This window comes from Paenibacillus sp. FSL R5-0912, assembly GCF_000758605.1.
Classification (GTDB): domain Bacteria; phylum Bacillota; class Bacilli; order Paenibacillales; family Paenibacillaceae; genus Paenibacillus_AQ.
In genome coordinates this window covers 7437426-7464012 of record NZ_CP009282.1, presented here as the reverse complement: position 1 = coordinate 7464012, position 26587 = coordinate 7437426, and the positions used below count along the sequence as shown (strand labels likewise).

Genomic DNA, 26587 nt, shown 5'->3' with positions numbered 1-26587 from the left:
AAATGGACAGTACGTACTTTAAAGTACTATAGGTACCAAAAAGTACCCATAAACTACCCGCTGGCGACACATAAAGGGATGTACAGTGAGCATACAGGAGGCACTATAATGGCTAAAAAATATAATATTTCGGTCGAGGCTACGCTTGAAGTGATCGGGGGGAAGTGGAAATGCGTTATACTATGCCACCTGACGCATGGCAAGCTGCGGACAAGCGACCTGAAGCGGCATATGCCGAATATTACGCAGAAAATGCTGACCCAGCAGCTCCGCGAGCTGGAGCAGGACGGCATCGTCAACCGGATTAGCTATAATCAGGTTCCGCCCAAAGTGGAATATGAGCTGAGCGAATATGGACAGACGCTCGGGTCCATTCTGGATTCCCTGTGCGCCTGGGGAGAACAGCATATTATTAAAGAGTATGGCGATAAATTCGCCGTGCTTGAGGACAATGTGCTGAACAACAAAAAGGTGGAAATGCTGCCTGGCGGCGTGGAATAAGCGTGGAATAAGCGTGGAATAAGGCGCAGCAGACCTATGAGCGTACACAAAGAACCGTAAGTCTCCCCCCGGAGACTTACGGTTCTTTGATGTGCCTGGACTCCGGGAGTTCTGCTCAAAAGAATACGGTACAGTTGCGGAAATCATCAGATGGACTCGGCCCGTCTTAATCCGGTTGTCCTTCACTGACCTGAATCGTGAAGATAAAGACGGCACCTTGCTCAACATCCTGCTTAGCGTAGATTGTTCCGCCCATCAGGTCGACCAGCATTTTGCAGATGGACAGCCCGAGTCCGGTCCCCCCGAACTTACGGTTGATCGTAGCGCCGATCTGGGTGAACGGCTGGAACAGGTATTTCATTTTGTCCGCAGGAATGCCGATGCCGGTATCTGCAATAATGAACTCAAGCTCCATTACCCTATCCATCGCTTGCCGGAGATGAACCCCTACCTTAACGCCGCCCGAGTAGGTGAACTTGATTGCATTGCCGATCAGGTTGTTCAGTACCTGGCGCAAACGGTTGGGATCGCCCACGAGCAGCGCGGGAATGGCAGGATCAATGAAGGTCTCCAGGGCCAGATTGCGTTCCTTGGCGAGTGCCCGGAAGAGATCCACGGTTTCCTTGATGCAGGAGTGGAGGTTGAACAGCTCATAGTCCAGCTCCATTTTGCCGGATTCAATCTTGGTGAAGTCCAGGATATGATTAATGACAGACACCAGCGCGTGGCCGCTTGTATGAATGATTTCGGCCATTTCCAGGTCATCCGCCGCCAGCTCAGAGGTCCGCAGTACATCTGACATGGCAATAATTCCGTTCAGCGGTGTGCGAATTTCATGGCTCATCATGGCGAGGAAGCCGCTTTTGATCCGTAGAGCGACTTCGGCAGTGTCCTTCAGCTCGGTCAGGACGCTATTCGCCGCCTCCAGCTCCTGGGATTTAAGCTGCAGCTCTTTGTGGGTCTGATAGAGGCGGACGAAGCCGTCAATTTTGCTCTTGAGCACGATCGGATGGAACGGCTTGGTCAGGAAATCTATAGCTCCGGCTGAATAGGCCATCATATAGTTCTCCAGCTCTGAAGTCAGCGCGGTGAGGAATATAATCGGGATGTCACGCGACTTTTGACGCGCTTTGATCCGCTTCGCCGTTTCAAATCCATCCATGTCCGGCATGAGCACATCCATAATAATCAGGGCGAACTCCTGCTCCAGCAGACACTTCAGGGCCTCCATGCCGGAGGTTGCACCAATCAGCTGATAAGGGGTGTCCGCCAGCAAAGCCTGTATCGACAGGAGCTCATCCGGCCGGTCATCGACAAGTAAAATATTAATAGGATACTCCATAATTCCTCCTACTGAATCAACCATAATTTCAGCACACTCACCAGCTGTGTCGTATTTATCGGTTTGGATATATAATCGTTCGCTCCGGCCTGCAGGCATTTGACCCGGTCTTCCTCCAGGGCGCGGGCGGTTAACGCGATAATCACCAGCTGTTCATACTCCGGTCTGAGCCGGATATGCCTCATGGTCTCGTAACCATCCATCTCTGGCATCATAATATCCATGAATACGAGCTCAACATCCGGGTGTGTCTCCAGATGCTCAAGGGCTTCTTTACCATTCTGGGCAAAGCTGATCTCCATATTATAACCTTCGAGCACACTGGATAACGCAAAAATATTACGCATATCATCATCCACAAGCAGTATGCTTTTTCCGGCAAACGCCGACTCCGGATTGTGCAGATTCTCGATCAGGCGCTGTTTGTCTGGCGGCAGATCGGCATGCTTGCGGTGCAGGTATAAGGCCGTATCATCGTAGAGCCGTTCCATAGACCGTACATTCTTGATGACAATGCTCTCGGCGTAGTGCTTGAGGCGCTGCTCATCGTTCTTGCTGAGATCCTTGCCTGTATAGATAATGACCGGCAGGGTTTGCAGCTTACGGTTGGTTTTGACCTGCTCCAGCAGATCGAAGCCGGAAATATCCGACAGGCCTAAGTCCAGCACCATGCAGTCAAAATGATGACTGGCCAGATGCTCCATCGCTTCCCTGCCTGTGCCGACCGCAATAATGTTCACATCGGGATGGGCGATGAATTCGACAAGGCTGCTGCGCAGAATCTTGTTGTCTTCAACAATCAGCAGGCTCTTCACCGGACGGCGGATATACGTCTCAATCTGCAGGAAGGCTGCCTCCAGCTCGGCATAATCACTTGGCTTCTTCCAGAAGGACAAGGCGCCCATCGCCAGGCTCTGCTGATTCTCCTCGGCTGTCGAGATGACATGCACCGGAATATGGCGCAGCTCCGGCCGGCTCTTCAGCCGGCTGATAATTGACCAGCCGTCCAGAACGGGAAGATGCAGATCCAGCAGGATGGCGTCGGGCTTGTAGGCATGTGCAAGCGCCAGACCCTGATCGCCCTGGAAGGCGACGATCGCCTTGAAGCCCCGGCTGCGCGCCAGTTCAAGCAGCATAGTGGCGAATTCCGCATCCTCCTCTATGATCAGCAGGAGGATGTCACCGGGGAGCAGATTGCCGCGGTCATCTTCCATCTCGGCATATTGCAGCAGCTTCGGATTCGAGATGGAAATATCGGGAACGAACGATTCCCGGAAAGCTGGATTCTCCCGGCTGTTGGTCTCGCAGCCCGGCATATCCGCAGTGGCTGCGGCTGCAAAGGTAGCGGCAGCCAGCGCCTGTGCGTCCTCTCCCGGCTCGACTGCAGGAATGATCAGCGAGAAGGTGCTGCCTTTGCCTTCAACGGAATCCACTTCAATTCTTCCGCCCAGCAGGGTAGCCAGCTCGCGGCAGATCGTGAGCCCAAGACCGGTGCCGCCGTATTTGCGGCTGGTGGTGCCGTCCGCCTGCTGGAACGCTTCGAAGATGCTCCCCAGCTTGGAGGCGGCAATGCCGATGCCGGTATCACTGACAGAGAAGATTACTTCTTCGCCGCTGGTGCGGATGGACAGGGAAACGGAGCCTTGCTCCGGGGTGAATTTAATAGCATTGGACAACAGATTATTCATGATCTGCTGCAGTCTGTGGCCGTCGGTCATCAGATGGTCAGGTAGCCTGCTGTCTGAATGGACATCGAACCGGAGATTCTTTTTCTTGGCCTGCTGTTCAAAATGGCGGAAGACGTGGTTGCTAAGGTCCTGCAAAGAGACCGGTTCAAGAACGGAGGTCATCTTGCCGACCTCCAGCTTGGCCAGATCGAGAATCTCGTCGATAAGCTGCAGCAGATCCTTGCCTGCAGAGAAGATGGTATGCACATATTCCAGCTGCTTCGCCTCAAGATTGCCTTCCTTGTTCTCGGCGAGAATCTGCGAGAGGATCAGCAGGCTGTTCAGCGGTGTTCTCAGCTCATGCGACACATTGGCAAGGAATTCCGATTTATACTGGGCAGCTAAGAAGATTTCCTGGGCCTGCGCCTGAATCTCCTCTTTCTGCTGTTCGGTAAGTTCAACTTGAAGCAGCAATTGGTCATGGGAGGCCGCGAGTTCTTCTTTTTGGGTCAGAAGTTCATCGGCCTGCGCCTGCAGCTCGTCCGTCTGGGCCTGAAGTTCCTCCGTCTGCGTCTGAAGTTCCTCTGTCTGGGCTTGGAGTTCCTCCTTCTGGTCCAGCAGTTGGTTCGTTTGCGCCTGAAGCTCCTCGGCCTGATCGGCAATCTCGGCCTTCTGGCGTTCAGTAATCTGCAGCTGCTGCTGCATATCGCGGTTGGCGGCAGACAATTCGTCAGCCTGCGCCTTGATCTCCGCGGTTTGACGGCTGGTAATCTCCATCTGCTGCTGCAGCTCCAAATTAGAGGCGTACAGTTCTTCCGTCTGCTGCCTCAGTTCATCGGCCTGGGCTTCAATCTCGGCTTTTTGTTCCTCTGTCAGCTCCATTTGCGCCTGAAGCTCTTCATTGGAGGACAGCAGGTTCTCGGCCTGCATCTTCAGCTCTTCTCCCTGATCCTGGAGCTGATCGGTCTGCAGCCGCAGTTCCTCGGTTTGGGCCATAAGCTCTTCGGTCTGTGCCTCCAGCTCTTGGGTTTGTGCCGTCAGTTCCTCGGTCTGCGCTTCGAGCTCTTCTTTCTGCAGCTGGGTTTCACTCAGCAGTTCTTCAATTCTGGCCACGCCGGCCAAAGTATTGATCAGCACTCCCATGTTCTGACCGGTCCGCTCGATCAGCTCGTGCTCCTTGGAGCCAAACGGGTGCAAAGCTGCCAGCTCCATTACGGCTACCACTTCCCGCTCATGCATAATCGGGACTACGATAAGCGATGAAGGGGAAGCTTCACCCAGCGCGGAATGGACTTTGATATAATGCTCCGGAAGATCCACCAGCACGAGGGTCTGCTGATCCACCGCGCATTGTCCGACCAGTCCGCTGCCCAGCTGGATGGGTTCGAGGCGGCGTGCCGATTCGTCAAAGGCATAGCCAGCTGCGAAATTCAGCTGACCTTCCTGCTTCATATATACGGCTCCATAGCTTCCGCCGACAGCGACAGCCAGCCTGCTGATAAATACACGCGCTGCTGTCTGCAGATGCACCGATCCTTGAAGCTGCATAGCCATCTCAGACACCTGCGTATTAATCCAGGCCTGCTCCTCCGCTTTCATGCGCAGTTCGCGTTCTTCAGCGGCTCTGTGGTGAAGATCGGCGGCCAGCGTATAGTAAGAGTCCGCGAGCTGGCCGAATTCATCCTTGCGCACAGTAGCTGCGGCTGCAGGGTTAAGCGTCCCATCGGCGATATCCCGGGAGATACTCGTAATCCGGTCCAGCCCGTGGTCTATATTCCGCTGAATGCTGAAGATGAGGCCTATTCCAATCAGAATGCCGACCCCGCCTAATGCAGTAGCGAAAATTCGGGGAATGCCCTCCAGATAGAGAGTAGATATAGTAATCATACTGCCCAGCAGCAGTATAGATGCGAGTGTTGCTAACCAAACCTGTTGTTTAATCCTCATAGTTCGCCGCCTTTGTTCAGTTAGTACTACCAAATATGTATAAGTATACTTTCTATAGACGGCGGGCGAAATAGAAGACATAGAGAAAATACCGAAAAACCTAAATTTACAAGATTTTCAGGTGTTCATTTCCAGCTGAAATGCGGGTGTATTTCATGAAAAACTTTGAAATTCACAGCAAATATACTTAAAATTTTGCTTGTAAGGATCATACAGAGCGTGTAAGATATACGAAGGTTTTTAAAAACAGGCTTATCATAATACCTCATATAATCTTGGGAATATGGCCCATAAGTTTCTACCGGATGACCACTGTAATTATCCGACTATGAGTGAAATAGCGCATCTAGGGTTCCGTTTCTTGTGCTGCGGCAGAGGAAGGACTGGTCCAAGCGATGCGGACACGCTTATGTGTTACACCACTAAGGGACAAAAACCCAGAAGGACAGATTCACTTGAGAGAAACACTCAAGGGGATCTGTCCTTTTTATTTTAAAGGAGGAAGAATCGCTGTAATGAAAGTACTGGAGGAACGCATTAGACAAGAGGGCTTAATTTTATCGGAGACTGTGCTGAAGGTAGACTCGTTTCTGAATCATCAGGTGGACACGGAGCTTGCGCTGCAAATCGGGCAGGAATTCAAAGCTATCTTCGGAGATCAGCCCATTACCAAGGTGCTGACTGTAGAGGCCAGCGGCATCCAGTTCGCCATGGCTGCAGGCATTGCGCTGGGTGTGCCGTTTATTTATGCCAAGAAAAAGAAGGCTGTTACCCTCACCGAGGCGGTCTACTCCGCACCGGTGCATTCCTTCACCCGTCAGGAAGACTACCTGATCAGCATCTCGCAGAAGTATCTCGGACCTGGCGACAACGTGCTGATTGTCGATGACTTTCTGGCTACCGGTGCAGCGCTTATAGGCCTATGCGATATCGTGGAGGAGTCCGGGGCGCGGCTGATGGGAGTCGGCTGTGTCATTGAGAAGAGCTTCCAGGAAGGACGCAGCCTGCTGGAGCAGCGCGGAATTCCGGTACATGCCCTGGCGCGGATTGCTTCGATGTCTCCAGGAGAAGTTCACTTTATAGATAATCCCTGCACCGGCACTGCCCGTGCGGAAGAATTAATTAAGGAGAGTGCAGGATGCTAAGCAAACAGAAGATATTCGCCCTCGGGCTTCAGCATGTGCTGGCTATGTACGCCGGAGCTGTGATTGTGCCGCTGGTGGTCGGCGGGGCACTGAATTTGAACGGAACGCAGATGGCGTATCTGATCGCAGCGGATCTGTTCACCTGCGGACTGGCAACACTGCTGCAGATTATGGGCAGCAAATATTTCGGAAGCGGACTTCCCGTTGTACTCGGCTGTACCTTTACTGCAGTCAGCCCGATTATCGCTATCGCTTCAGGCTCCAATCTCCCGACAGCGTACGGGGCTATTATTATCTCCGGTCTGTTCGTTGTACTGGCAGCCCCGATATACGGGAAGCTGCTGAAATTCTTCCCTACAGTAGTAACCGGCTCCGTAGTAACGATCATCGGGCTCTCGCTGATCCCGGTAGCGATGAATAATGTGGCCGGCGGACAGGGCAGCGCTGATTTCGGCCAGCCCCGCAATCTGCTGCTGGCCCTGATTACACTGCTCGTAATTCTGGCGGTGAACCGCCTGACTACAGGTTTCCTGCGTTCCGTATCTGTACTGGTAGGCCTGGTTGTCGGAACCGTAATCGGCTATGCCATGGGCATCGTACATTTCTCTACAGTGACTACGGCCTCTTGGGTGAGTGTGGCCCAGCCATTCTACTTCGGCTGGCCGCAGTTCAGCATTACTGCGATCTTCACGATGATTATCGTTAATATTGTGTCCATGGTGGAATCGACGGGTGTGTATTTTGCCGTGGGCAAGGCTACAGACCAGCAGGTAGAACAGAAGCAGATCGTGAACGGCCTGCGTTCTGAAGGGCTTGCCATCATGCTCGGCGGATTGTTTAATGCGTTCCCTTATACGGCGTTCTCCCAGAATGTCGGCTTGCTGTCGCTGACCCGGGTGAAGACGCGCAATGTTATTTTTGCCGCCGGCGGAATTATGATCGTGCTCGGGCTGCTGCCGAAGCTGGCAGCGCTGACTACAGTCGTGCCGAATGCGGTGCTTGGCGGGGCGATGATTGTCATGTTCGGATCGGTTGCCGCATCCGGCATGTCGATTCTCTCGGATGTTGACCTGCGTAAGGATGGCAATCTGCTGATTGCCGCCTGTAGTATTGCTGTCGGTCTCGGCTCTGCTGTGCTGCCGTCCATGTTCGACCAGCTGCCGGAATTCGCCAGAATGCTACTGCAGAACGGAATCGTATCCGGGTCTCTGACAGCAATTATTCTTAATATCTTTCTGTCCCAAACCCAGGAGAGCACAGCTTCCGCAGTCGCAGCTCCGGAAGTAAAGTGAAATATTCCTAAAATTTTAATCTAATAAGATAAGCAGCCGATTCCGAAATAAATGGGAATCGGCTTTTTTAGTGCACTTAAGTAAATAGAATTTAATGTATAATTTATACATTGACAGCTAGAAGGGAATGGCATGGCGCATGAAAAAATATTGGCTGAGTATTCTAGGCAGTCTGGTGCTGGTGTTGATCATTCCATTGCTCTCTGTCCTCCAGACTTTCCATATAAACCGCGGAATGCCGCAGGCACGGCAAGGTATGATCGATCTGCGCAGCTGGGACTTCGGCAAAGACGGTGTTGTGAAGCTGAACGGGGAATGGGAGCTGTACCGCGGAGCGCTGCTGATGCCTGAGGTGTTCTCCAAGGAGCGGAAGGACCCGGGCGTGCCTGCCGTGTCCGGAATGGTACAGGTTCCGGGGAAGTGGAATCCTTATATATCCGTCACCGGGGAACCCGCAGCCAAAGGGTACGGCACTTACCGTTTGCAGGCCAGGATTGCCTATGGGGAAGCCGTAGTGTACGGTCTGCGCACCAGCAACATCCGTACGGCAAGCCGGGTCTTCGTGAACGGGCAGGAGATTGGCAGCAGCGGCAGCCCTGCTCCCACGGCTTCTGAGGGGAAGCAGAATAATATACCCTATACGGGGTTTGCTTCGGTGACCGGAGATACCATGGAGATTATTGTACAGGTGGCGAATTACAGCTACTCCTCCGGAGGTATCGTTATGCCGATTGTCATCGGTGATCAGGGCTCTATTATGAAGCACCGCGAATTTGCGCTGTTTGTAGACGGCGGGGCGCTGTTCGGATTTATTATTCTTTCTCTATTCCTGCTGATGTTCTCCAAGGTTAGAGAGAGCCGGGGGGTCACCCTTTATCTGGGTCTATTCTGCATGGCGGCCTTTGTCTACATTCTGACCCACGGCGAGAAGCTGATCTCGGCAGGGCTTCCCGGGCTTCCGTATGAAATTGTGCTCAAGCTGCAGCTGGCTTCTTCCACGCTGGTCTACTATTATCTGCTGCGCTATGTCGCCAATTCCGTGAATTACCCGATGTCTATTGTGGTCATTAAGGCATCTAAAATGATTACGAGCATGCTGCTGCTGATCTCAATATTCATGCCGGCCTATCTATTCAGCTATCTGGAGGGCATGCTGCTGACCTGGGGTGCGGTAAGTATCGGCTTTGTGCTCTACTCTATGGTTCAGGGAACAAGGCGGAACCCGAAAAATATGTTCCTGATGATGGTCAGCATTGAGAGTCTCAGCGTCGTTATTATTTGCTACCTGGTCAGTTTTATGAACCTGTCATTCAGCTATTTCATAATCTCTTATGAAATTGTCCTGTTCGGGTTCGTTCAGGCGATTATTATGACCCGGCAATATGCGTCCTCTTTCCTTGAGGTGGGGCAACTGTCACGCAGGCTGCAGACACTGGATGGCTTGAAGGACGATTTCATCTCCGATACTTCCCATGAGCTCCGCAAGCCGCTGCAGGGAATGGTCAACATGGCCCAGACACTGGCGCAGGGTGCGGCAGGCTCCGTGAGCAGTGCCCAGAGTGAGCAGTTGCTCATGATTGTCTCGACGGGCAAGCGGCTGTCAGCCTTAATCAATGATATGTCTGACTTCGCGAAGCTGAATCACGGCTCGCTCTTTCTGCGCCGGCAGGCGGTGGATCTCCGCACCGCGGCTGTTTCCATCATGGAGGTGACGCGCCAGGTATACGGAAAGTCCAATCTTGAATTCCGCCTGGATCTGCCCGGGGAGCTTCCCCTGCTGGAGACGGATGAACAGCGCCTTGCTCAAATTCTGTATAATTTATTGGAAAATGCCGTCAATTATACGCCTCAAGGCGTGATAACGCTGTCTGCAGAGGTTAAAGAAGAGTATGTTGCCATTCTTATCACGGATACGGGGAAGGGGATTGCTCCTGAGCGTTTGCACTCCATCTTTGATGCCTATGATCCAAGCGGACCCGCAGCCCAGAAAGCCTACCGGGAAACCGGACTCGGTCTCAGCATTACCCAGAGGCTGGTTGAGCTGGCCGGAGGAGAGATAGAGGTGCATTCGGAGCTGGGGCACGGCTCTGTCTTCCGCTTCACACAACCCATCCTGCGGAAAAGCAAAGCGCTGCTGGAGCAGGAGTATCTGGAAATTACCGGCTGGGAGGCGGCGGCAGTCCAACTGCCGGGAAAAGAACCAGTCCTGCCGCCGTCTGCGGAATGCTGCTTCATTCTGGTTGTGGATGATGATCCTGTCAATCTTCAGGTGCTGGTTAGTGTGCTGCAGCTGGAGAACCATTCGGTGATTACGGCCAGCAGCGGGGCTGAAGCTATAAGTAAAATACAGCAGTACCCTGAACTCGATCTCGTCATTGCAGACTGGGTGATGCCGGAAATACCCGGATTGTTATTATGCAAAACGATCCGTGAACGGTTTGTTCTGTCGGAGCTGCCGATTCTGGTGCTGATGGCGAGCAGCCGCCCCGAGGATATCCAGGCTGCGTTCGAAGCCGGAGCCAATGATTATCTGAGCAAGCCGGTGGAACTGCGTGAGTTCAAGGCGCGCGTGCAGACACTGCTCGATATGCGCAAGTCTGTCCGGATATCCGTTCAGGCGGAGATTGCCTTCCTGCAGGCCCAGATCAAGCCGCATTTCTTGTATAATGCGCTCAATGCGATCATCTCCGTATGTCCGGTAGACCCGGATAAGGCCACTGATCTGCTGCTGGATCTCAGCCAGTACCTGCGGAGCAGCTTTGACTTCCAGAACCGGGGACAGACCGTTCCTATTGAGAAGGAGCTGGGGCTGGTTCAGTCCTATCTCGCCCTCGAGCAGGCGCGGTTTGACGAGCGGCTGAATATCGAGTTCGATGTCCCGGACGATATTATGGGACTGGTTCCGCCGCTCAGCATTCAGCCGATTGTAGAGAATGCCGTCAACCACGGGCTGATGCAGAAGGAGGCTGGAGGGACAGTGCAGCTGTCGATTCAACTGCTGCCCGGCCAGCTTGTGGTTGCCGTCAAAGATGATGGTGTAGGGATGTCTCCGCAGCGGATTGCGGAGGTTCTGTCAGAAGAACGGACAGAGGGCGGCATCGGACTGCGGAATATTCAGCGCCGGCTGCTCAAAATGTACGGAACAGGCCTGAGTATTCACAGTGTGCCCGGCCAGGGGACGGCGATATCTTATACAATTCCTAGATAAGCGACACTCGAGAACGATGACATGAGGTGAGTCCTTTCAATGAAAGCGATACTAATCGATGATGAAAAGCCTGCATTGCAGCATCTGGAGCGCCTGCTCCTGAAAGACGGACGTCTGGAGATTACCGGCAAGTATACTTCGGCAAGACGGGGACTGGAGCATCTGGAGCGGGAGAAGGCGGATATCGTCTTCCTGGATATAGGTATGCCTGAGATGAACGGGCTGGAAGCCGGCGAGTATATAGCCGGTCTGGACCGGAGCACGCGGATTGTCTATATCACAGCATACAGTGAGTATGCTATTGAGGCTTTTGAACTGAACGCCGCCGACTATCTGCTGAAGCCGGTAACCTCCCAGCGCCTGAGCAAAACGCTCGAACGCCTAGAGATTCGCATAGAGCAGAATGAAGCGCGTGTGGAGGCGCTCCCGGAGCCTGCAGCTGCCGTCAAACAGCTCTCGATTCTCTGCTTCAAACGTCTGGAGTTCATGGACAGCACGGAGCCTGGGCGCAAGATGCAGTGGAGAACCAGCAAAGCGCAGGAAGTGTTCGCCCTGCTGCTCCATAACCGCGGCCAATGGATTCTTAAGGATACCATTGTGGATTGGGTCTGGCCGGACTTCAAACCGGAGAAAGCAGTAACCAACCTGCATACAACGGTGTACCATATCCGTAAGCTGCTTAAGGCTTGGGATATGGATGTGCGGGTTGAGTTCTCGCAGGAGCGTTACAGGCTGACCAAGGAGAAGGTGCTGCTCGATCTGGAAGAATTCGAGCTGGGATACTGCAATACCTCTGTGGAATCGGAAGAGGAATGGGCGCGCAGAGAAGCGGTGCTGAGTCTGTACCGCGGAGACTATCTGGAAGAACATCATTATGACTGGGCAGAAACGCGGCGCAAGGAATTGCAGATCCGCTTTATCCGCATGTCGCTGCATTCGGCCGAATATGAATTATCCTCCGTACGTCCCCGGCAGGCACTGGACAGGCTGCTGATTCTGCAGGCACTAGACCCGTATTCCGATCAAATCTGCCGGCTGGTGCTGAGAAGTTACGCCGACCTGGGAGATTTCATCGGGTTTAGGAAACACTACGATAAATATAAAGAACTGCTACAGCGGGATTTAGGCATCCAGCCGGATCATGTCATAGACAACTGGGTCCAGAAGGTGCTATAAATCAGCCGGGGGTATTCATCCTAAGGACATTGCCATTATTATTTGTTAGGCATAGAATTTAGTTGAGCCTGAACAGATAATATAGATAGGGATGGAGTACTGGGGTACAGATATTCCAGGCTGCGCGAGTTGAAACGAAATAATAGCGGCAGCGTATCAGAAGCATAAGAGTGTTCAGAAGGGATTGGTATGGTGTGGATAATGGAATGAAGGTCATCCTGTTCGAGAAGATGCCGGAAGGAGACCTGCAGATTATTGAGGAGCGCGTCTGGAGCATGAACATGATCACGGCCCTGGAGCATGTGAATTATATAGTCGTAGGCGGCCGTGAGTTCGAGGCTGTAGAGGGCCGGCTGAATGTGGACGAAGGGAAGCTTGAGCTTCTGCTGGTTCCGATGCGTACCGAAGGTTAAGGAACATTATCAGGAAAGGAGGGCCCAAGTTGGCAAAAGACGAAAATGTTAAAGAACCTGCTGTAAGCAGGCTGTTCACCCCTGATGGCAAGCCGATCCGCGTATTGTCGACCTCGCTCGGCATTGCCCTGCTGGCCAATGCGTTATTTATTCCCGGAGGCGCTGGTGCCAGCGGGAGTACCGGCGGTACGGGGGATGAACCGAAGCTGGTATCCTGGTCTACCGAGGAAGTTAAGAATTATTTCGACAAGAATGTTGACTGGAATATTCCATATCCGGATGAGAATCAGGAGGAGACTGTCCAGGAAGGGCAGGGAGCGGTAACATCAGGCGGGACAACGGTAATTAACAACTATGGCGGTTATAACTCGGGATTCGGCTGGGATGATGTGCTTCTGTACCACATGCTGTTCAACAGCGGTTCGTTCTACTCTTCAAGAGGCTGGTACAATGACCGGCCGACTTATTACGGAGGCACACGTACTGCCTATAAGCCACCAACCTACAGCAGCGGCAGCTTCCAGAACAAGCCTGTAGCCGGATCAGTGGTGAAACCGAAGACTTCGACTTCATCGACCGGCTCCATCACCAGAAGGAACACCTCTTCGAAATCAGGCGGAATCGGCGGCACCTCCAGCGGGCTGGGCTCTAACAAATCAAGTTCCTCGACTTCGAAGTCCAGCTCAAGTAAAAGCTCCGGCAAAAGCTCAAGCAAGAGCGGCTTCGGCGGATGATTCCGGCAGAGAGCGTCTTCGAATATCTGGACCAGTCCGCTCTGGAGCGGGCACCCCGGGTACAGCAGCTGCATGAGCTGGGCTTCACCTGGGCTGACCTGGAGGAAGAGGAATATTGGCTGGATGCGATAGCTGTAATGCGCGGAGAGACCTACCGGGAACTGAAGGATGCCTCATCAGGACTGTGGATGGTTCTGGATAAGGCGGTCCGCTACGTCCATCTTAAGCATGACCTGTATGATCTGCTGGGAATTCCCCCGGTGCTGTGGCAGATGCTCGACGACTGCCCAATGCCTGAGCCGGGGCTGATTAGCCGGTATGCCCGGTTTGATTTTGCTGTAGCCGGAGACGGGACGATTAAGCTGCTGGAGCTGAATGCCGATACGCCGACCGGCTATGTGGAGGCCTCTATTGCTACGCCGTGGATCTGCGCAGAGGCAGGTATCGGGAATGCCAATGCCGCAATGAAGCAGCAGCTTGCTGCCGCCTGGGGCGCTGAACGTCCGGATACGGCAGCCTGTGTTGCCTATGGCAGCCATCAGGAGGATACCGGAACGATAGATGCACTGGCAGCACATAGCGGACTGGATATCCGCTGCGTCGATTGCCTGGACCTGTGGATTGATGAAGGTGTAGTGAAGGACGCAGAGGACCGGATCATTGAGCGGATGTTCGCGCTCTATCCGAAGGAGTGGATGGCTGTGGATGAAGGCGGCGACGCCCTGGCCTACGCCATCGAGACCGGGAAGCTCCAGCTGTTCAACGGTCCGCACAGCATCATCCTGCAATCCAAGGGGCTGATTGCTGCGGTATGGGGGATGTATGAGCTGGGCCTGCTGTTCAGCGAAGAGGAACGTCAGGTCATCTCCCGTTACATACTGCCTACGTATAATAAGGCGGTATTCTCCGAAAGCTTTGTGTCCAAGTCTGTCTTCGGCCGGGAAGGCGGGTCCGTGCGGATTTTTGATGACAGCGGTACGCTTGAAATAGAGGATGAAGAAGGCTATGACAGCAGCCAGCTGTTCCCGGTGGTCTATCAAAAAAGAGCCGAAATGGCCCGGATTCAGACCAGTGAAGGAGAGCTTCACCTGCTGACCGGCATGTTCGTGATTAACGGGAAGCCCTGCGGTCTGCTCGGCAGGGCTGGCGGACCGATTACAGGCAATGCCAGTCATTTTATCGCGCTAGGAGTGAGGGGGCTTGAAGATGAACAAGGGTAGAGAGGGACGTGCCGCCGGACGCAGAATTAGGGGCGGGGCGCTGACCGCAATGCTGCTTCTGGCAGTCATGCTGCTAAGCGCATGCTCAGGAAACAGTAACAGTGTGTTCCATACGGATACCGAAACAACGGACAGTGTATCGCGGGTACCGTGGGATTACCGGGTGGTCGAAGGCAAGGTAGGCGATCTGATCGGCAGCGACATGACCGTGCTGCCGGATAATGAGCTGCTGCCTAACGACGGCAATTATGCTACAGGCGATACCATATGGACGCTGCAGTTCATGGACGCTGAGCTCGTGACAGATGCCGATCAGAAGAACGATATCAAGCTGTCTTCCTGGACTACGCTTAAATCATACGGGGACCAGAAGACAGCAACGGAGGATCTGGCTAATCTCAAGGTATCGATCACAACTGATGTAGATCTTGTCGGGGTATACAAAACCCAGTATCAGGATAAAACCAGAAACTTTGCCGTACTTGAGCTGCCTTCCGGCAACCGGATCAAGCAGCCGATTGACGACAAGCGCTATACAGCACTCGAGAAACAAAAGACAGCCTCCGTAGTGCTGGAGGAAGTACATGATTTCGCCGACTATGATTCGGCCTATGCGAAATTCCGGGGGTGGGCTAATTGACGATTGTTATTAATCTGGTGGTTAGTATTCTGACCATTGTTCTGCTTCAGGTGCTGGGTATGGTTGTATTCACCCTGATGACGCCTTTTAAAGACATGGAGGAGCTGAAGAAGGGGAATGTCGCGGTATCACTGGCCTTTGGCGGCAAGTTTCTGGCCACGGCGATCATTCTTGGTGTGGCGGCCTATACGAATACCTCCATCTGGTTCATGATGCTCTGGTTCGCGGTGGGGTATGTGTGCCTGGTTGCCTCTTACTGGATCTTTGAGCTGTTCACTCCCGGGTTCCGGATTTCGGAGCAGCTGCAGAAAGGGAATGTTGCGGTAGGCGTAACACTCTGTATGGTCTTTGTCGGAACAGCGTTTGCGGTCAGCAGCCTGATTATTTAAAAGGACCGGCCTTACAGCAGGGCAGCTGCCGTACCTCGGATGTTGGGGCGGCAGCTGCCCGGCCGGCTTAAGCTAACTACCCGAAAGCAGGGATGAGCATTGCATTTTCTAATCCGAATTTCCGGCAAGCTGCTGCATCTAAAGAAGAAGTCCATAGCTCTGATCATCCTGGCATTCATCATTCTGAGTGCAACCACTGCGTTCCTGCTGGAGCCGGACACTTTTCATAACTGGTTCAACGCCTTTTATTGGGTAATGACCACAATGGCTACTGTAGGCTACGGCGACTATTTCGCCACTACAGCCATTGGTAAGGTATTTACGATATTCATATATATCTTTGGCATCGGACTGCTCAGTTTGGTCATCGGTAAGGTTATCGATGCCATGGGAGAGATGCAGCGCAGGAGAGGAGCCGGAACCTTGAACTTTCACGGGCATAATCATGTCATACTGATTAACTGGAGCCGTAAAACGCAGGCGGCTGTGGATGAAATTCTGTGTTATGACGCCAAGTGCAAGATCGTGATTATTGATGAGAACGGCCGGCATCCATTGGAACAGCTGGAGCAGGTTCACTTCATCAGCGGGGATGCTTCCAGTGATGATATTCTGCTGAAGGCGAACATCGGGAGCGCCAGAGCGGCGATCGTGTTCAGCGATACCCGTATAGACGAGGCCTCGCTGAGCGACGGCAAGACGCTGCTGATCGCCTCCAGTATTGAACGGATCGCCCCGCAAGTACATACCACCGTAGAAATCATGCAGGAGAAGAACATTCAGAACTTCAAGCATGTTCATGTGAACGAGTTCGTGCTCTCCCATGATGCCATCTCCAGACTCGCGGTAAGATCTGCCCTGCAGGAAGGCAATTCTGAAGTGATCACCCAACTGCTCAGCCGCCAGCATGGCGATGATATCTATGAGATTCCGCGCAGCAGTGCCTGGAATACCTATGGTGACGCCTTTCAGGCTCTGCTGCGGCAGGGAGCAACCCTGCTGTCCGACCGTGGCGACCTTGGCATTAACCGTAAGCTGGAGCAGCCGATTCCGGCCGATGCCAGACTCTATATTGTTGCCGATGAGGAGACTTACCGGAGAATTAAAACAGGCTAAAGTATATTGTAAACATAAGCAGGGCTGGTTGGGTCGATTTGATCCAGGCAGCCCTGCTTTTATTTGAATAAATGGAATTATCTATGATTTAGACACATAATGTTCGCCAAAACAGTAAACAATGTGACATAAATTACCGTTATATTATTATGGCCAATATAAAGACTTGTCTTTTAAGGATGTGATGAATTGGGGAGTACAATCAGCAAGGCTGCTGCACTGGGTATATCGCTGCTTCTGATCACCTCATGCAGCGGTAATCAGGCCCGGCCCGTACCATCCGCGGCTACTTCTTCTCCGGCAGTTACTCCTGCGGGAACGAACGTGCCGGAGGAGCCGCTGCTTGACACAGCGGGTGAAGTACAGCAATTACTGAAATTCATAGATACGCAGCTCACTGGCCCCTACGGGGTATATACGAATTTGCAGGAAACCGGCGAATCGGCAGAGATGGCTACAGGCCATGAGGTTCTGAGCGAATCGGCTTCTCTTCTGATGAGGGCGGCCGTGCTTAACGGAGATCAGAAGAGATATGACCAGCAGTGGACGCTGGCCCGCGATACCTTCGATATGGAGGGCGGCTTCAGTTACAGGTTCAGTCCTAAGCAACAGAAGCAATACACCGTCAATGCAGCGGTAGACGACCTGCGGCTGATCGGCGCTCTGTATGAAGCAGGAGAGGTATTTAATCAGCCTGAGTATACGGAAGCAGCCGATAAATATGGCCGAAGATTCTATGATAATAATGTAAAAGATGGATACATGTATGATTTTTATGACAATATTTTCAAAACCACCAACGGGTTCGTAACTTTGTGTTATATTGATCTGAGTGTGTTGCGAAAATTGTCGATATCTAGCGAATTAAGCGGTATATTGTTGAATAATATGGGCGGAATTCTGGAAGACGGATATTTGTCCGACTCTTTCCCGTTCTATGAGACAAGATTTGATTACAAGACAGGCCAGTACAGTTCCGAACATATCAACACAGTAGAATCTTTGCTTACCATTCTTCATTTGACCGAGAGCAACCGGCAGAAGCCGGCGAGCATCCGTTATATCAAAGAGCAGGTTACGGCGGGCACACTGTACGGGCAGTATACGCGTGACGGCCAGCGGACGAATGATATCCGTTCTACGGCGATTTATGCGCTCACGGCCATGATCGGCGCTGTGCTGGGCGATCAGTCTCTCTACACATCCAGTATTGAACGGATGAATGAATTCAGAGCCGTGAATGCTGCAAGTCCGCTGTATGGCGGGTTCGGTGATGAGGCTGCCGGCCAGGCGTATTCTTTTGACAACCTGATGGCGCTCCTCGCTTATTCCTATTCCAACCCACAACAATAGTAACGAAGGTGAATCCGTATGATAGACAACCCAGTGAAAACATCAACCCGGCCCGGCATAACCCTTGCCAGCCTTCGGATTACCCCAGCGTTTGCCGCGGCTTTTGGCGTATTGCTCGTAACAGTCATCGCGCTCTTTACCGCTCCCTATGTGGGAATGGCAGATAACGGTGACTTTTTCCGGATTATATATAGCAATGGACTGTACTTCAACCTCCCGGATTATGACAGCCAGTATTTCGGGTATTTCGTCAAGCAGTTTGGAATCTACCAGTACTACAACGAGAACAGCTCGATGCTGGTCTCCTCCCAGTCCCTGTTTATCAAGCTGGCGCTGTTCGTCAATAAGCTGGTATTCAGCAAGGAAGTGTTCGATATCCGGTTTCAGGCCGCGATCTATACGCTCCTGTATGTAGCTGCTGTCTACTTGCTCATTGAAGCCGTTACGTTCAAGATGTCCCGGAAGCGGGGGATGATTGTTGCGGTTCTGGCAGTTTTTATCTTCGGGGACACGGGGTATACCGCCTACTTCAATTCGTTCTTCGGCGAAAGCCTGGTAATGGTCACGATGATTCTGGTGTTCGCCTCATGGCTGCTGCTGTACCGAAAACGATACAACGATTACGCCATGCTGGCGGTACTTCTGGTCAGCACGCTGATCCTAACGACCTCCAAGCAGCAAAATGCTCCTGTGGGCATGGTGATTTCCCTGCTCTCTATCTCACTTGTCTGGATCCGCCGGGATAAATTGTTCCGCTGGGTCACGCTCCTGTCCGCCGCCCTGATGATGTTCGCCGGTGTTGCCACCTATCTTAATATCTCCAAAGAGTTCGTGAATATTAACCAGTATCATGCCATGACCCGCGGAGTGCTAATGGAATCAGAGAATCCGGAGACCGCGCTTCAATCCTTCGGGATTAATGAACAGTACGCAATTCTCAAAGAGAATACCTATTATGATCAATACGGGACCGTGGATGTGAAATCGGATCTGCTGGAAAAGGATTTCTACAGCCAATACGGTTTCATCTCGATTCTGAAATATTATGTTACGCATCCGGACCAGCTGGGCTCGATTCTCAATACGGCTGCCGAAAGCGCCTATACGATCAAGCCCGCGGCGATGGGAAATTATGAGAAATCTGCTGGCAAGGAGTTCCGGGCGCAGAGTCATTTCTTCAATGTATACAGTACGCTGAAGGAGAAGCTGGCTCCCCGCACCTTTGCCTTCATCCTCCTCTGGATGGCTGTGATTACAGGTGTCTATATGCCTTCCTTCGTGAGCGCGGTCCGGGTGCGGGACTACCGGGGAATGCAGCGGCTGTTCGTGATTCTGGCTACAATGCTTGTCGGATTGTCCGGCATTGTAGTCTCCATTATCGGAGCCGGCGATGCCGATATTGCGAAGCATGAATTCCTGTTTACCTTAGCCTTTGACCTGATCACTTTCCAGGTCATATCGAGCGTCATTGGCCGCGGAATCTCCTCCCGGAAATCCATGCCGGCTGCACCGCCTTCCGTGCCGGCCCCAGAATATGCTGCCCTGAATAATGGGGTGAGCCTTTGAAACGCGGAGGGATCATCGTTCTACTGCTGCTCCTGGCTGGGAATCTCCTGCTGCCCGCCCCGGCTGCTTCCGCCCCGGCTGCTTCCGCCGCCGCGTCACCTGCCGCTGCGCAGCATATTCTGCTGCTCTATGACAGCCTGGCGAGGGGCACGGGGAAGGAAGGGAATGTGGCAGAGCTGCAGCGGCTGCTTGCCGCTTACAGTACACAGGTTACGCTTAAGAATATATCCGATTATGAGCAAGGCAGCCTGTCTGCCTACTCCGGAATGATCACCGTCATTAACAGTGCGGAGCTGAAGATTACGAATAGGGCTTACTTGCAGGACGCAGCAGGCTATAAAGGGTCGGTGATGTATGTCGGATACCAGCCGCCGGACCGGGTGCAGCAGGCCATGCAGCTGAAGACAGACGTGTGGCATGGAGCCAGCGCAAGCCTCTCCATCGGCGGATTCACCGGCATTCCGCTGGAAGTGGAAGAAATGCCTTATATCACTGCTTCACAGGGCGGCCGTACGTACGGCGGGTGGTCTTTTGAAGATGGCGGGGTGCAAATGCCCTACGCGGTAAGCCGCGGCGAATTTACTTATATGCCCTATCTGAAGCCTGGCGATTTAAGCAGCATGGCCGCGGCATATGTATTGAAGGATTGGCTGAAATCCTCCGCCCGGCCCCGTACGTATCTGGTGCTCAAGGAGATCTATCCCTTCTCCGATCTCGAGCTGCTTGAGCAAACGGCAGACAAGCTGTATCAGAGCGGAATTCCATTCATCGCCAGTGTCCGGCCGGTGTTTGGCAATACGGATTTTCCGGCGATGAAGCGGTATCTGGAAGCCCTGAGAACGGTGCAGTCCCGTAATGGGAGCATTGTTGTCAATGCTCCGGCGGTCAGACCGCCGATCAGCCTTAGTGACCGGTCGCTGCATGTCAAGATGAACAGCTTCATCAATGTGCTGGCGGAGGGCGGTGTAGCTCCGCTGGGTATGGCTGCAGAAGGCTACTGGACGTATGACAAGGAGTATTCTACGGCGGGTATGGGCTTCTTCGACTCGGCGGTACTCTATGCGGATGAAGAAGCCAGATATATGGAACAGACGGATACCTCGGTCACCTTCCCGTCCACCCTGTACAGCCTCCCACTGGAATTCCTGCAAGGGATCAGCAGGACCGGCAAGGCGATGCCGGAGCTTCCGCTGAATGCGGCAGTTACTGTCGACTTGCCTGAGGATGAGGCTGCACTGGACAGTCTGATGCAGAATCTGGAGGAAGAGTGGTATACGTTCGCCGACTATAAACGGGAGGCCCATAACGTTGTTACAGATATCAACACCATCGAATCAGCGGATGGGGTAATTTACATCAACGGCAACAATCTGAACGTCGACTATACCCCGCAGACAGTCGCAGCCGATTACCAGTACCAGGAGGAGCAGGCTACGAGCTTCAACAGGCTGTTCAGCGTGCAGAACCAGTTTTTTATTATTGTGATCCTGATTGCACTGCTCTTGTTCGGAGGGCTGCTTACGATCGGCTACAGGCTGTACCGGAGGAAATATTTGAAATAAGGAATCCGGAAAAATCAAACAACATTAGGAGAATAATATGACGGTCTCAGACGTGCTGATGGTCATTGCGGTGATCTGCATCTGGTCACTGCTGCTGGTGAATGTAGCGCTGATTATAGCGGGCTACCTGTACTATATTGAAACTGAGAATAAGGCAGTGCCGGAGATCAGGGGTGAGTATCCGATGGTGACGATTATGGTCCCTGCGCATAACGAGGGCGTGGTCATCAGCAAAACGGTGGAATCCCTGCTGGCGCTCGATTACCCGCATGACCGGTATGAGATCATCGTCATCAACGATAATTCCTCGGATAACAGCGCGGAGCTGCTTAGCGATATCCAGCAGAGGAATCCGCAGCGCAATCTGATCATCATTAATACGGATGCTATTAGCGGCGGCAAAGGAAAATCCAATGCGCTGAACATTGGCTTCACCCGCAGCAAGGGGGAGCTCATTGCCATCTATGATGCTGACAATACACCGGAACGCACCGCTTTGCGCTATCTTGTGGCTGAGATCATGAATGACTCCACCCTGGGAGCAGTCATCGGCAAGTTCAGAACCCGCAACCGCGATGCAAGCCTGCTGACCCGGTTTATTAATATTGAGACGCTGTCGTTTCAATGGATGGCACAAGCCGGCCGCTGGAAGCTGTTTAAGCTCTGTACGATTCCGGGAACGAATTTCATTATGCGCAGGTCTATTGTAGAGAGTATCGGCGGCTGGGATGTCAAGGCAATTGCCGAGGACACGGAGATTAGCTTCCGCATTTATATGATGGGGTACCGGATCAAGTTCCAGCCGAAATCGGTCACCTGGGAGCAGGAGCCGCAGACGGTGAAGGTCTGGTTCAAGCAGCGGACACGCTGGGCGAAGGGGAATATCTATGTCATTGTGAAGAATCTTCCGCTCCTCTTCGACCGGAAGGCGGCGAAGATCCGCTTCGATATCCTGTATTATGTCTCGATCTATTTCCTGCTCCTGATCTCGCTGGTCACCTCTGATGTTCTGCTTGTCCTTCATGCGATGGGGTACGTCCATACGACCATTGCCGGGCTCAGCAGCTTCCTGTGGCTGCTCGCCATTGTTCTATTCGTGGTCGGAATCTTCGTTACGCTGACAACGGAGAAAGGCGAGATGAGCCTGTCGAACCTGTGGATCATTCTGCTGATGTATGTTTCGTACTGCCAGCTGTGGATGGTGGTTGCCGCTTACGGACTGTATAACTATCTCAAAGACGTCATTTTCAAACGGGAAGCCAAATGGTACAAAACCGAGCGTTACTGAAGCGCCGGAGGAGAAGAAATAAGCGATACAGGAGATACGGAACATGATGAAAAAACAGATAATGATAGGGCTGATTTGCCTCTCCCTTTTCCTGGTTCAAATTCCTGCGGCACTGGCAGCAGCAGTGCTTCCCGGTGACGCCACGATGACTTACGAGACTTCATTTACGGGCAGTGAGATCTCTCTGACGGGCACAAGTTCCCAGCAGCAGTATTTCACAGTCATGGATTACTGGAACGTCGAGGCGGTGAACATCAGGCTGCATTTTCAGGTGTCACAGATTAATGCGGACCAGCAGTCAAGTGTGACACTGTCGCTTAACGGCATTCCGTTCTACTCCTTCAGACCGTCTACTGAGAATAACGGGGAGCAGAGCCTGAGCGTTCCAGCGCCCAAGGGCTTCCTTAAGGAAGGCAGCAACACACTAAGTATTCAGGGGAATCTGAAGACCGATACGGGGGATTATCAGCTCTGCAGTATAGACAATACGCAGGACAACTGGCTGCATCTGTTCAATACCTCCAATATATCCGTGAAGTACGTGCCTAAGGCGATAACGGGCGGGATTGCCGATTTCAGTGCCAGATTCTCAGGGATGGATACGGTGAAAAGAGGACAAAGCCTGCTGGCCGTGCCGGAGAATGCCACAGGGTCTGAACTGGAGAGCGCTACCTACGCCCTGACGGGCTTCGCCAAAGGCAATACGCTGAACGATAAGACGATTCCGCTGCTGCCCTACCGTGAGGAAGCCCTGAAGGACAAGCGTGCAGTAGTGCTGGTAGCGATGTATGATCATCTGCCGGGCCCGCTGAAGAAGCTGGTGAGCACTACAGCTGATCTTAGCACCCATGCCGTGATCCAGCTGGTGAACATGGATTCCTCACCGGTGCTGGTGGTTACCTCCAGGGATGAGAGCCTGCTGATCAAGGCCGGACGCTTCATGGCCAGCGGGGAGCTGCTGAGCCAGAGCAGCGAAGACCTGAAACTAGTGGATGATGCTACCGCTGTAGCAGACCCGGCGCCGCCCATCAGCTCGAATGTTACATTCACAGAGACTGGGGATAAGCTGACCGGACCGAATCATCAGGAGCAGACTTATTTCGTTTCGCTGCCGTCCAACCGCTCGATTGCGGATGACGGCAAAATCAGCCTCGATTTCCGCTATGCGGGGAATCTGGATTTTGAGCGCTCACTGGTGACGGTGAGCATCAATAATACGCCGGTCGGCAGCAAGAAGCTGACGAAGGAACTGGCTGACGGTGATGTGCTGACTCTGGATGTGCCGCAGAGCCTGAACATCTCCGGCAACTTCTCGGTCACGGTGGCTTTTGATCTGGAGATGGCGAATGCCATCTGTACACCGAATACGGAGCAGATGCCCTGGGCATATATCAGCAAGGAATCGATGATGCGCCTGAACACGAAGGACCGCACAGAGCTGCTGCTGAGCAACTATCCGTACCCGTTCCTGCGGGACGGCATCTTCAACCGTGTAGCGGTCGTTCTGCCGCAGGAGATGGACGACTATGCCTATAAGAGTCTGGGCAATATCTTCAACATGCTTGGCCAATACGCCGGAGGCAACACCGGCGATGTCCATTATTACAGCGATGATGTGGCTGCGGATAATCTGAAGGACAACAACATCATTGCCATCGGCACTTATAAGAACAACAAGGTGATCCGCGACAACAACGACAAGCTCTTCTTCAAATACAACAAAGACGGCTCAACCCTGCTGTCCAATGAGAAAATAGCGATCGAGGAGCAGTACGGGGCCGGCATCGGTACGCTGCAGCTGCTGGACTCACCCTACGAGAGCGGACGGGGCCTGCTTGCGGTTACAGCGGTCAGCTCCGAGAGCTACTACCTGGTCTCGAAGCTGATTGCCAGCGAGAAAGACCGCTGGAAGGTCTACGGGGACGGTGTGGCTGCAGATAAAGACGGCCAGGTTCATGCGTACCGCTTCAAAACCCTCTCAGGCGCGGCCAAAGAATCAACAGTGGCGCAGATTATTGAGCGTTCAGATGTGCTGGGCTTTGTGGTTGCGGCTGTTCTTATGATCACGCTGGTCATTGTATCGCTGCTGCTCCTGCTCCGCAAACATATGAAGAAACGTGGTGATAAGCGTGAGACGTAACCGCAGCAGCCTAATCTCTGATCTCGGGTTTCTGGCCTTCCTGGTCCTGATGTTTGCCTGCACCGTATTCATTGCCGGCTCTCCGGATCACTATATACAGAACATCATTATTCTGAATGTGGCCTTCCTACTGGCGCTGGTCACGTATTTCACCACGGTAACTGCGGGACTGACGCTGAATCTGGCGTTTATCTTCGGATACGGCTTCTTCGTGGTCTATCAAACGGTGTCCGAAGGGGCATCGATTGGCGTAAATACGTACTTCTGGCTAATTATGACTCCACTGATTACAGTCGTCCTCTGGGTCTTCACGTCCAGCAGCCGTGAGCTGCAGGCCGAGAATGAGCGCCTGCAGAAGCGGACGGCCAATCTTGCCGCCGTGGATGAGAATACGGATCTGCGTAACAGTATTTCTTTTCAGAAGGATGCCAGCCTGTTCACCGGGATATCGACACGGTATCACATTCCGCTGACGCTGCTTGTCGTCAAGGTGAAATACTGGAATGAGATCCGCCGTCTGATTCCGGAAGAGCAGCTGTCCGAAGCGATCTATGATGTCTCCCAGCTCAGCCAGTCCAGTATCCGCACCAATGACGCGCTGTATCTGCTGGACAAGGAGGACGCCACCTGGGGGCTCCTGCTCTTCACAGACCGTGAAGGGGCCAAGATTGTCATTGAGCGGATTAAGCTCCGGCTGCAGGAATTGAATGATACCGAGTTCTCCGGCAAGTATAAAGTGAACCTGGGGCTGAAGATTGGGGCAGTGGAGTATGAGGCGGACAAGATTGAGAATCCGCTGGATTTCATTGTCCAGGCTAAAAAGCAGCTGGAGTACGATGTATAATGCAGAGTAAGGTTACATGTTTGAGACCATTCTGACAGGAGGACATCATTATGGATTTGGGTCTTGAGGGAAAGTCGGTACTGGTGGCTGCCGCCAGCAAAGGGCTGGGGCTGGCTACCGCGCTAGAATACGCGCGTGAGGGAGCGAAGGTAACGATCGCGAGCCGGAGCCTCGCGCAGCTGGAAGCGGCGCGGCTGGCAATACATGAAGCAACGGGGCAAGAGGTAGCGGTGGCAGAGATGGATGTGACCCGCCCGGAGGATATTGAACGGGCGGTCCAGACGGCCGCCGGATTCGGAGGCGGCCTCGATGTGCTTGTCACGAACGCCGGCGGGCCTCCGGGCGGCAGCTTCGGGGATATGGCCGACGCGGACTGGAGCGGCGGCTTCGAGCTTACGCTGATGAGCACGGTCCGCCTGATCCGTGAAGCGCTGCCGCATATGCGCAGCGCTGGCGGAGGGCGGATTGTCAGCATCAGCTCGGTCTCGATCAAGCAGCCGATCCAGGGGCTGATTCTCTCGAATGTGTTCCGCGCAGGGGTGAACGCGCTGAACAAGAGCCTGGCCACGGAGCTTGCGCCCGAAGGCATTCTGATCAACAGTCTGGCGCCCGGACGCATCGGTACAGACCGGATTCTACAGCTCGACGGCAAACGGGCGGAAGCGGTGGGGACTTCGCTTGAGCAGGTCCAGGCGGAGGCGCTGAAAGGGATTCCGCTCGGCAGAACAGGAACTCCGGAGGAGTTCGGTAAAGCGGCAGTATTTCTCGGTTCTTTTGCCAATACTTATATTACCGGCCAATCCCTGCTTGTCGACGGCGGAATGGTGAAATCGCTCTAACGTTTATCCCGGAGCCGGAGGGAAACAGCCTAGTTGCAGATGGTGGATAACCGATGGACAAACTGCCTTTTTTCCAGTTCAAAAGGTTGACTCACGGCCCGCTTTCACGTATGATAGTATGGCGTGTAAAAATCGGAAGATTTACGCATCTCCCTTCGTCTAACCGGAATTCTTAAATAGACCAAGAGATGGCTTCATAATACCA

The 26587-nt window shown here is 53.1% G+C and carries 20 protein-coding genes and 1 riboswitch; of the genes, 18 read left to right on the top strand and 2 right to left on the bottom strand.

Annotated elements, in window-relative coordinates:
- Positions 1-108 precede the first annotated feature (108 nt).
- Positions 109-501 carry a winged helix-turn-helix transcriptional regulator gene (locus R50912_RS31685; protein WP_197073007.1) on the top strand — a complete coding sequence of 131 codons (393 nt, stop codon included), beginning with the start codon at positions 109-111 and terminating at the stop codon, positions 499-501.
- Between the two features lie 166 nt (positions 502-667).
- Here the strand turns inward: R50912_RS31685 and R50912_RS31680 are convergent, their stop codons facing one another.
- A complete protein-coding gene (locus R50912_RS31680; RefSeq protein ID WP_042240745.1) occupies positions 668-1843 on the bottom strand; it encodes an ATP-binding response regulator in 1176 nt (391 codons plus the stop codon).
- An 8-nt stretch (positions 1844-1851) separates the two neighbouring features.
- Positions 1852-5457 carry a response regulator gene (locus R50912_RS31675; protein WP_231637748.1) on the bottom strand — a complete coding sequence of 1202 codons (3606 nt, stop codon included), beginning with the start codon at positions 5455-5457 and terminating at the stop codon, positions 1852-1854.
- A 245-nt stretch (positions 5458-5702) separates the two neighbouring features.
- Positions 5703-5806, top strand: a riboswitch (purine riboswitch).
- 166 nt (positions 5807-5972) lie between these two features.
- On the opposite strand from R50912_RS31675, the gene R50912_RS31670 reads away from it, so the two are divergent.
- From R50912_RS31670 to R50912_RS31590, 17 genes are all read left to right on the top strand, one after another.
- Entirely contained in the window at positions 5973-6602 is a 630-nt protein-coding gene (locus tag R50912_RS31670; protein ID WP_042240744.1) for a xanthine phosphoribosyltransferase, read from the top strand.
- Positions 6596-7894, top strand: coding sequence for a nucleobase:cation symporter-2 family protein (locus R50912_RS31665; RefSeq protein WP_042240743.1), 1299 nt, complete (start codon positions 6596-6598; stop codon positions 7892-7894). The genes R50912_RS31670 and R50912_RS31665 overlap by 7 nt, the downstream gene beginning before the upstream one ends.
- A gap of 139 nt (positions 7895-8033) precedes the next feature.
- Positions 8034-11102, top strand: a complete 3069-nt coding sequence (locus R50912_RS31660; RefSeq protein WP_042240741.1) for a hybrid sensor histidine kinase/response regulator — start codon at positions 8034-8036, stop codon at positions 11100-11102.
- Between the two features lie 39 nt (positions 11103-11141).
- Positions 11142-12278: a response regulator gene (locus tag R50912_RS31655; protein WP_042240736.1), complete on the top strand. Its 1137-nt coding sequence runs from the start codon at positions 11142-11144 to the stop codon at positions 12276-12278.
- A 206-nt stretch (positions 12279-12484) separates the two neighbouring features.
- Complete coding sequence (locus tag R50912_RS31650; RefSeq protein ID WP_042243779.1) at positions 12485-12691, top strand: hypothetical protein; 207 nt, start codon at positions 12485-12487, stop codon at positions 12689-12691.
- 29 nt (positions 12692-12720) lie between these two features.
- The gene (locus R50912_RS31645; protein ID WP_042240733.1) at positions 12721-13425 is read left to right on the top strand and encodes a hypothetical protein; all 705 of its coding nucleotides are present in this window, start codon (positions 12721-12723) and stop codon (positions 13423-13425) included.
- A complete protein-coding gene (locus R50912_RS31640) occupies positions 13422-14645 on the top strand; it encodes a glutathionylspermidine synthase family protein (protein WP_042240730.1) in 1224 nt (407 codons plus the stop codon). Before R50912_RS31645 ends, R50912_RS31640 begins: the two co-directional genes overlap by 4 nt.
- Positions 14632-15285, top strand: coding sequence for a hypothetical protein (locus R50912_RS31635; RefSeq protein ID WP_042240727.1), 654 nt, complete (start codon positions 14632-14634; stop codon positions 15283-15285). The genes R50912_RS31640 and R50912_RS31635 overlap by 14 nt, the downstream gene beginning before the upstream one ends.
- Positions 15282-15674, top strand: coding sequence for a DUF350 domain-containing protein (locus R50912_RS31630; protein WP_042240724.1), 393 nt, complete (start codon positions 15282-15284; stop codon positions 15672-15674). The genes R50912_RS31635 and R50912_RS31630 overlap by 4 nt, the downstream gene beginning before the upstream one ends.
- 99 nt (positions 15675-15773) lie before the next feature.
- Positions 15774-16790 (top strand): potassium channel family protein, encoded by a 1017-nt coding sequence (locus R50912_RS31625; RefSeq protein ID WP_042240722.1) that lies wholly within the window; start codon positions 15774-15776, stop codon positions 16788-16790.
- 189 nt (positions 16791-16979) lie between these two features.
- Positions 16980-18143 carry a hypothetical protein gene (locus R50912_RS31620; protein ID WP_052416793.1) on the top strand — a complete coding sequence of 388 codons (1164 nt, stop codon included), beginning with the start codon at positions 16980-16982 and terminating at the stop codon, positions 18141-18143.
- A gap of 18 nt (positions 18144-18161) precedes the next feature.
- Positions 18162-19709: a glycan biosynthesis hexose transferase WsfD gene (gene wsfD, locus R50912_RS31615; RefSeq protein WP_042240718.1), complete on the top strand. Its 1548-nt coding sequence runs from the start codon at positions 18162-18164 to the stop codon at positions 19707-19709.
- Positions 19706-21271 (top strand): hypothetical protein, encoded by a 1566-nt coding sequence (locus tag R50912_RS31610; RefSeq protein WP_042240714.1) that lies wholly within the window; start codon positions 19706-19708, stop codon positions 21269-21271. The genes wsfD and R50912_RS31610 overlap by 4 nt, the downstream gene beginning before the upstream one ends.
- A 37-nt stretch (positions 21272-21308) precedes the next feature.
- Positions 21309-22559 carry a glycosyltransferase family 2 protein gene (locus R50912_RS31605; protein ID WP_042240711.1) on the top strand — a complete coding sequence of 417 codons (1251 nt, stop codon included), beginning with the start codon at positions 21309-21311 and terminating at the stop codon, positions 22557-22559.
- A gap of 43 nt (positions 22560-22602) precedes the next feature.
- A complete protein-coding gene (locus R50912_RS31600; RefSeq protein ID WP_052416792.1) occupies positions 22603-24699 on the top strand; it encodes a cellulose biosynthesis cyclic di-GMP-binding regulatory protein BcsB in 2097 nt (698 codons plus the stop codon).
- Positions 24689-25543 (top strand): diguanylate cyclase domain-containing protein, encoded by an 855-nt coding sequence (locus R50912_RS31595; RefSeq protein WP_042240708.1) that lies wholly within the window; start codon positions 24689-24691, stop codon positions 25541-25543. Before R50912_RS31600 ends, R50912_RS31595 begins: the two co-directional genes overlap by 11 nt.
- A gap of 50 nt (positions 25544-25593) precedes the next feature.
- Positions 25594-26382 carry an SDR family oxidoreductase gene (locus R50912_RS31590; RefSeq protein ID WP_042240705.1) on the top strand — a complete coding sequence of 263 codons (789 nt, stop codon included), beginning with the start codon at positions 25594-25596 and terminating at the stop codon, positions 26380-26382.
- Positions 26383-26587 lie beyond the last annotated feature (205 nt).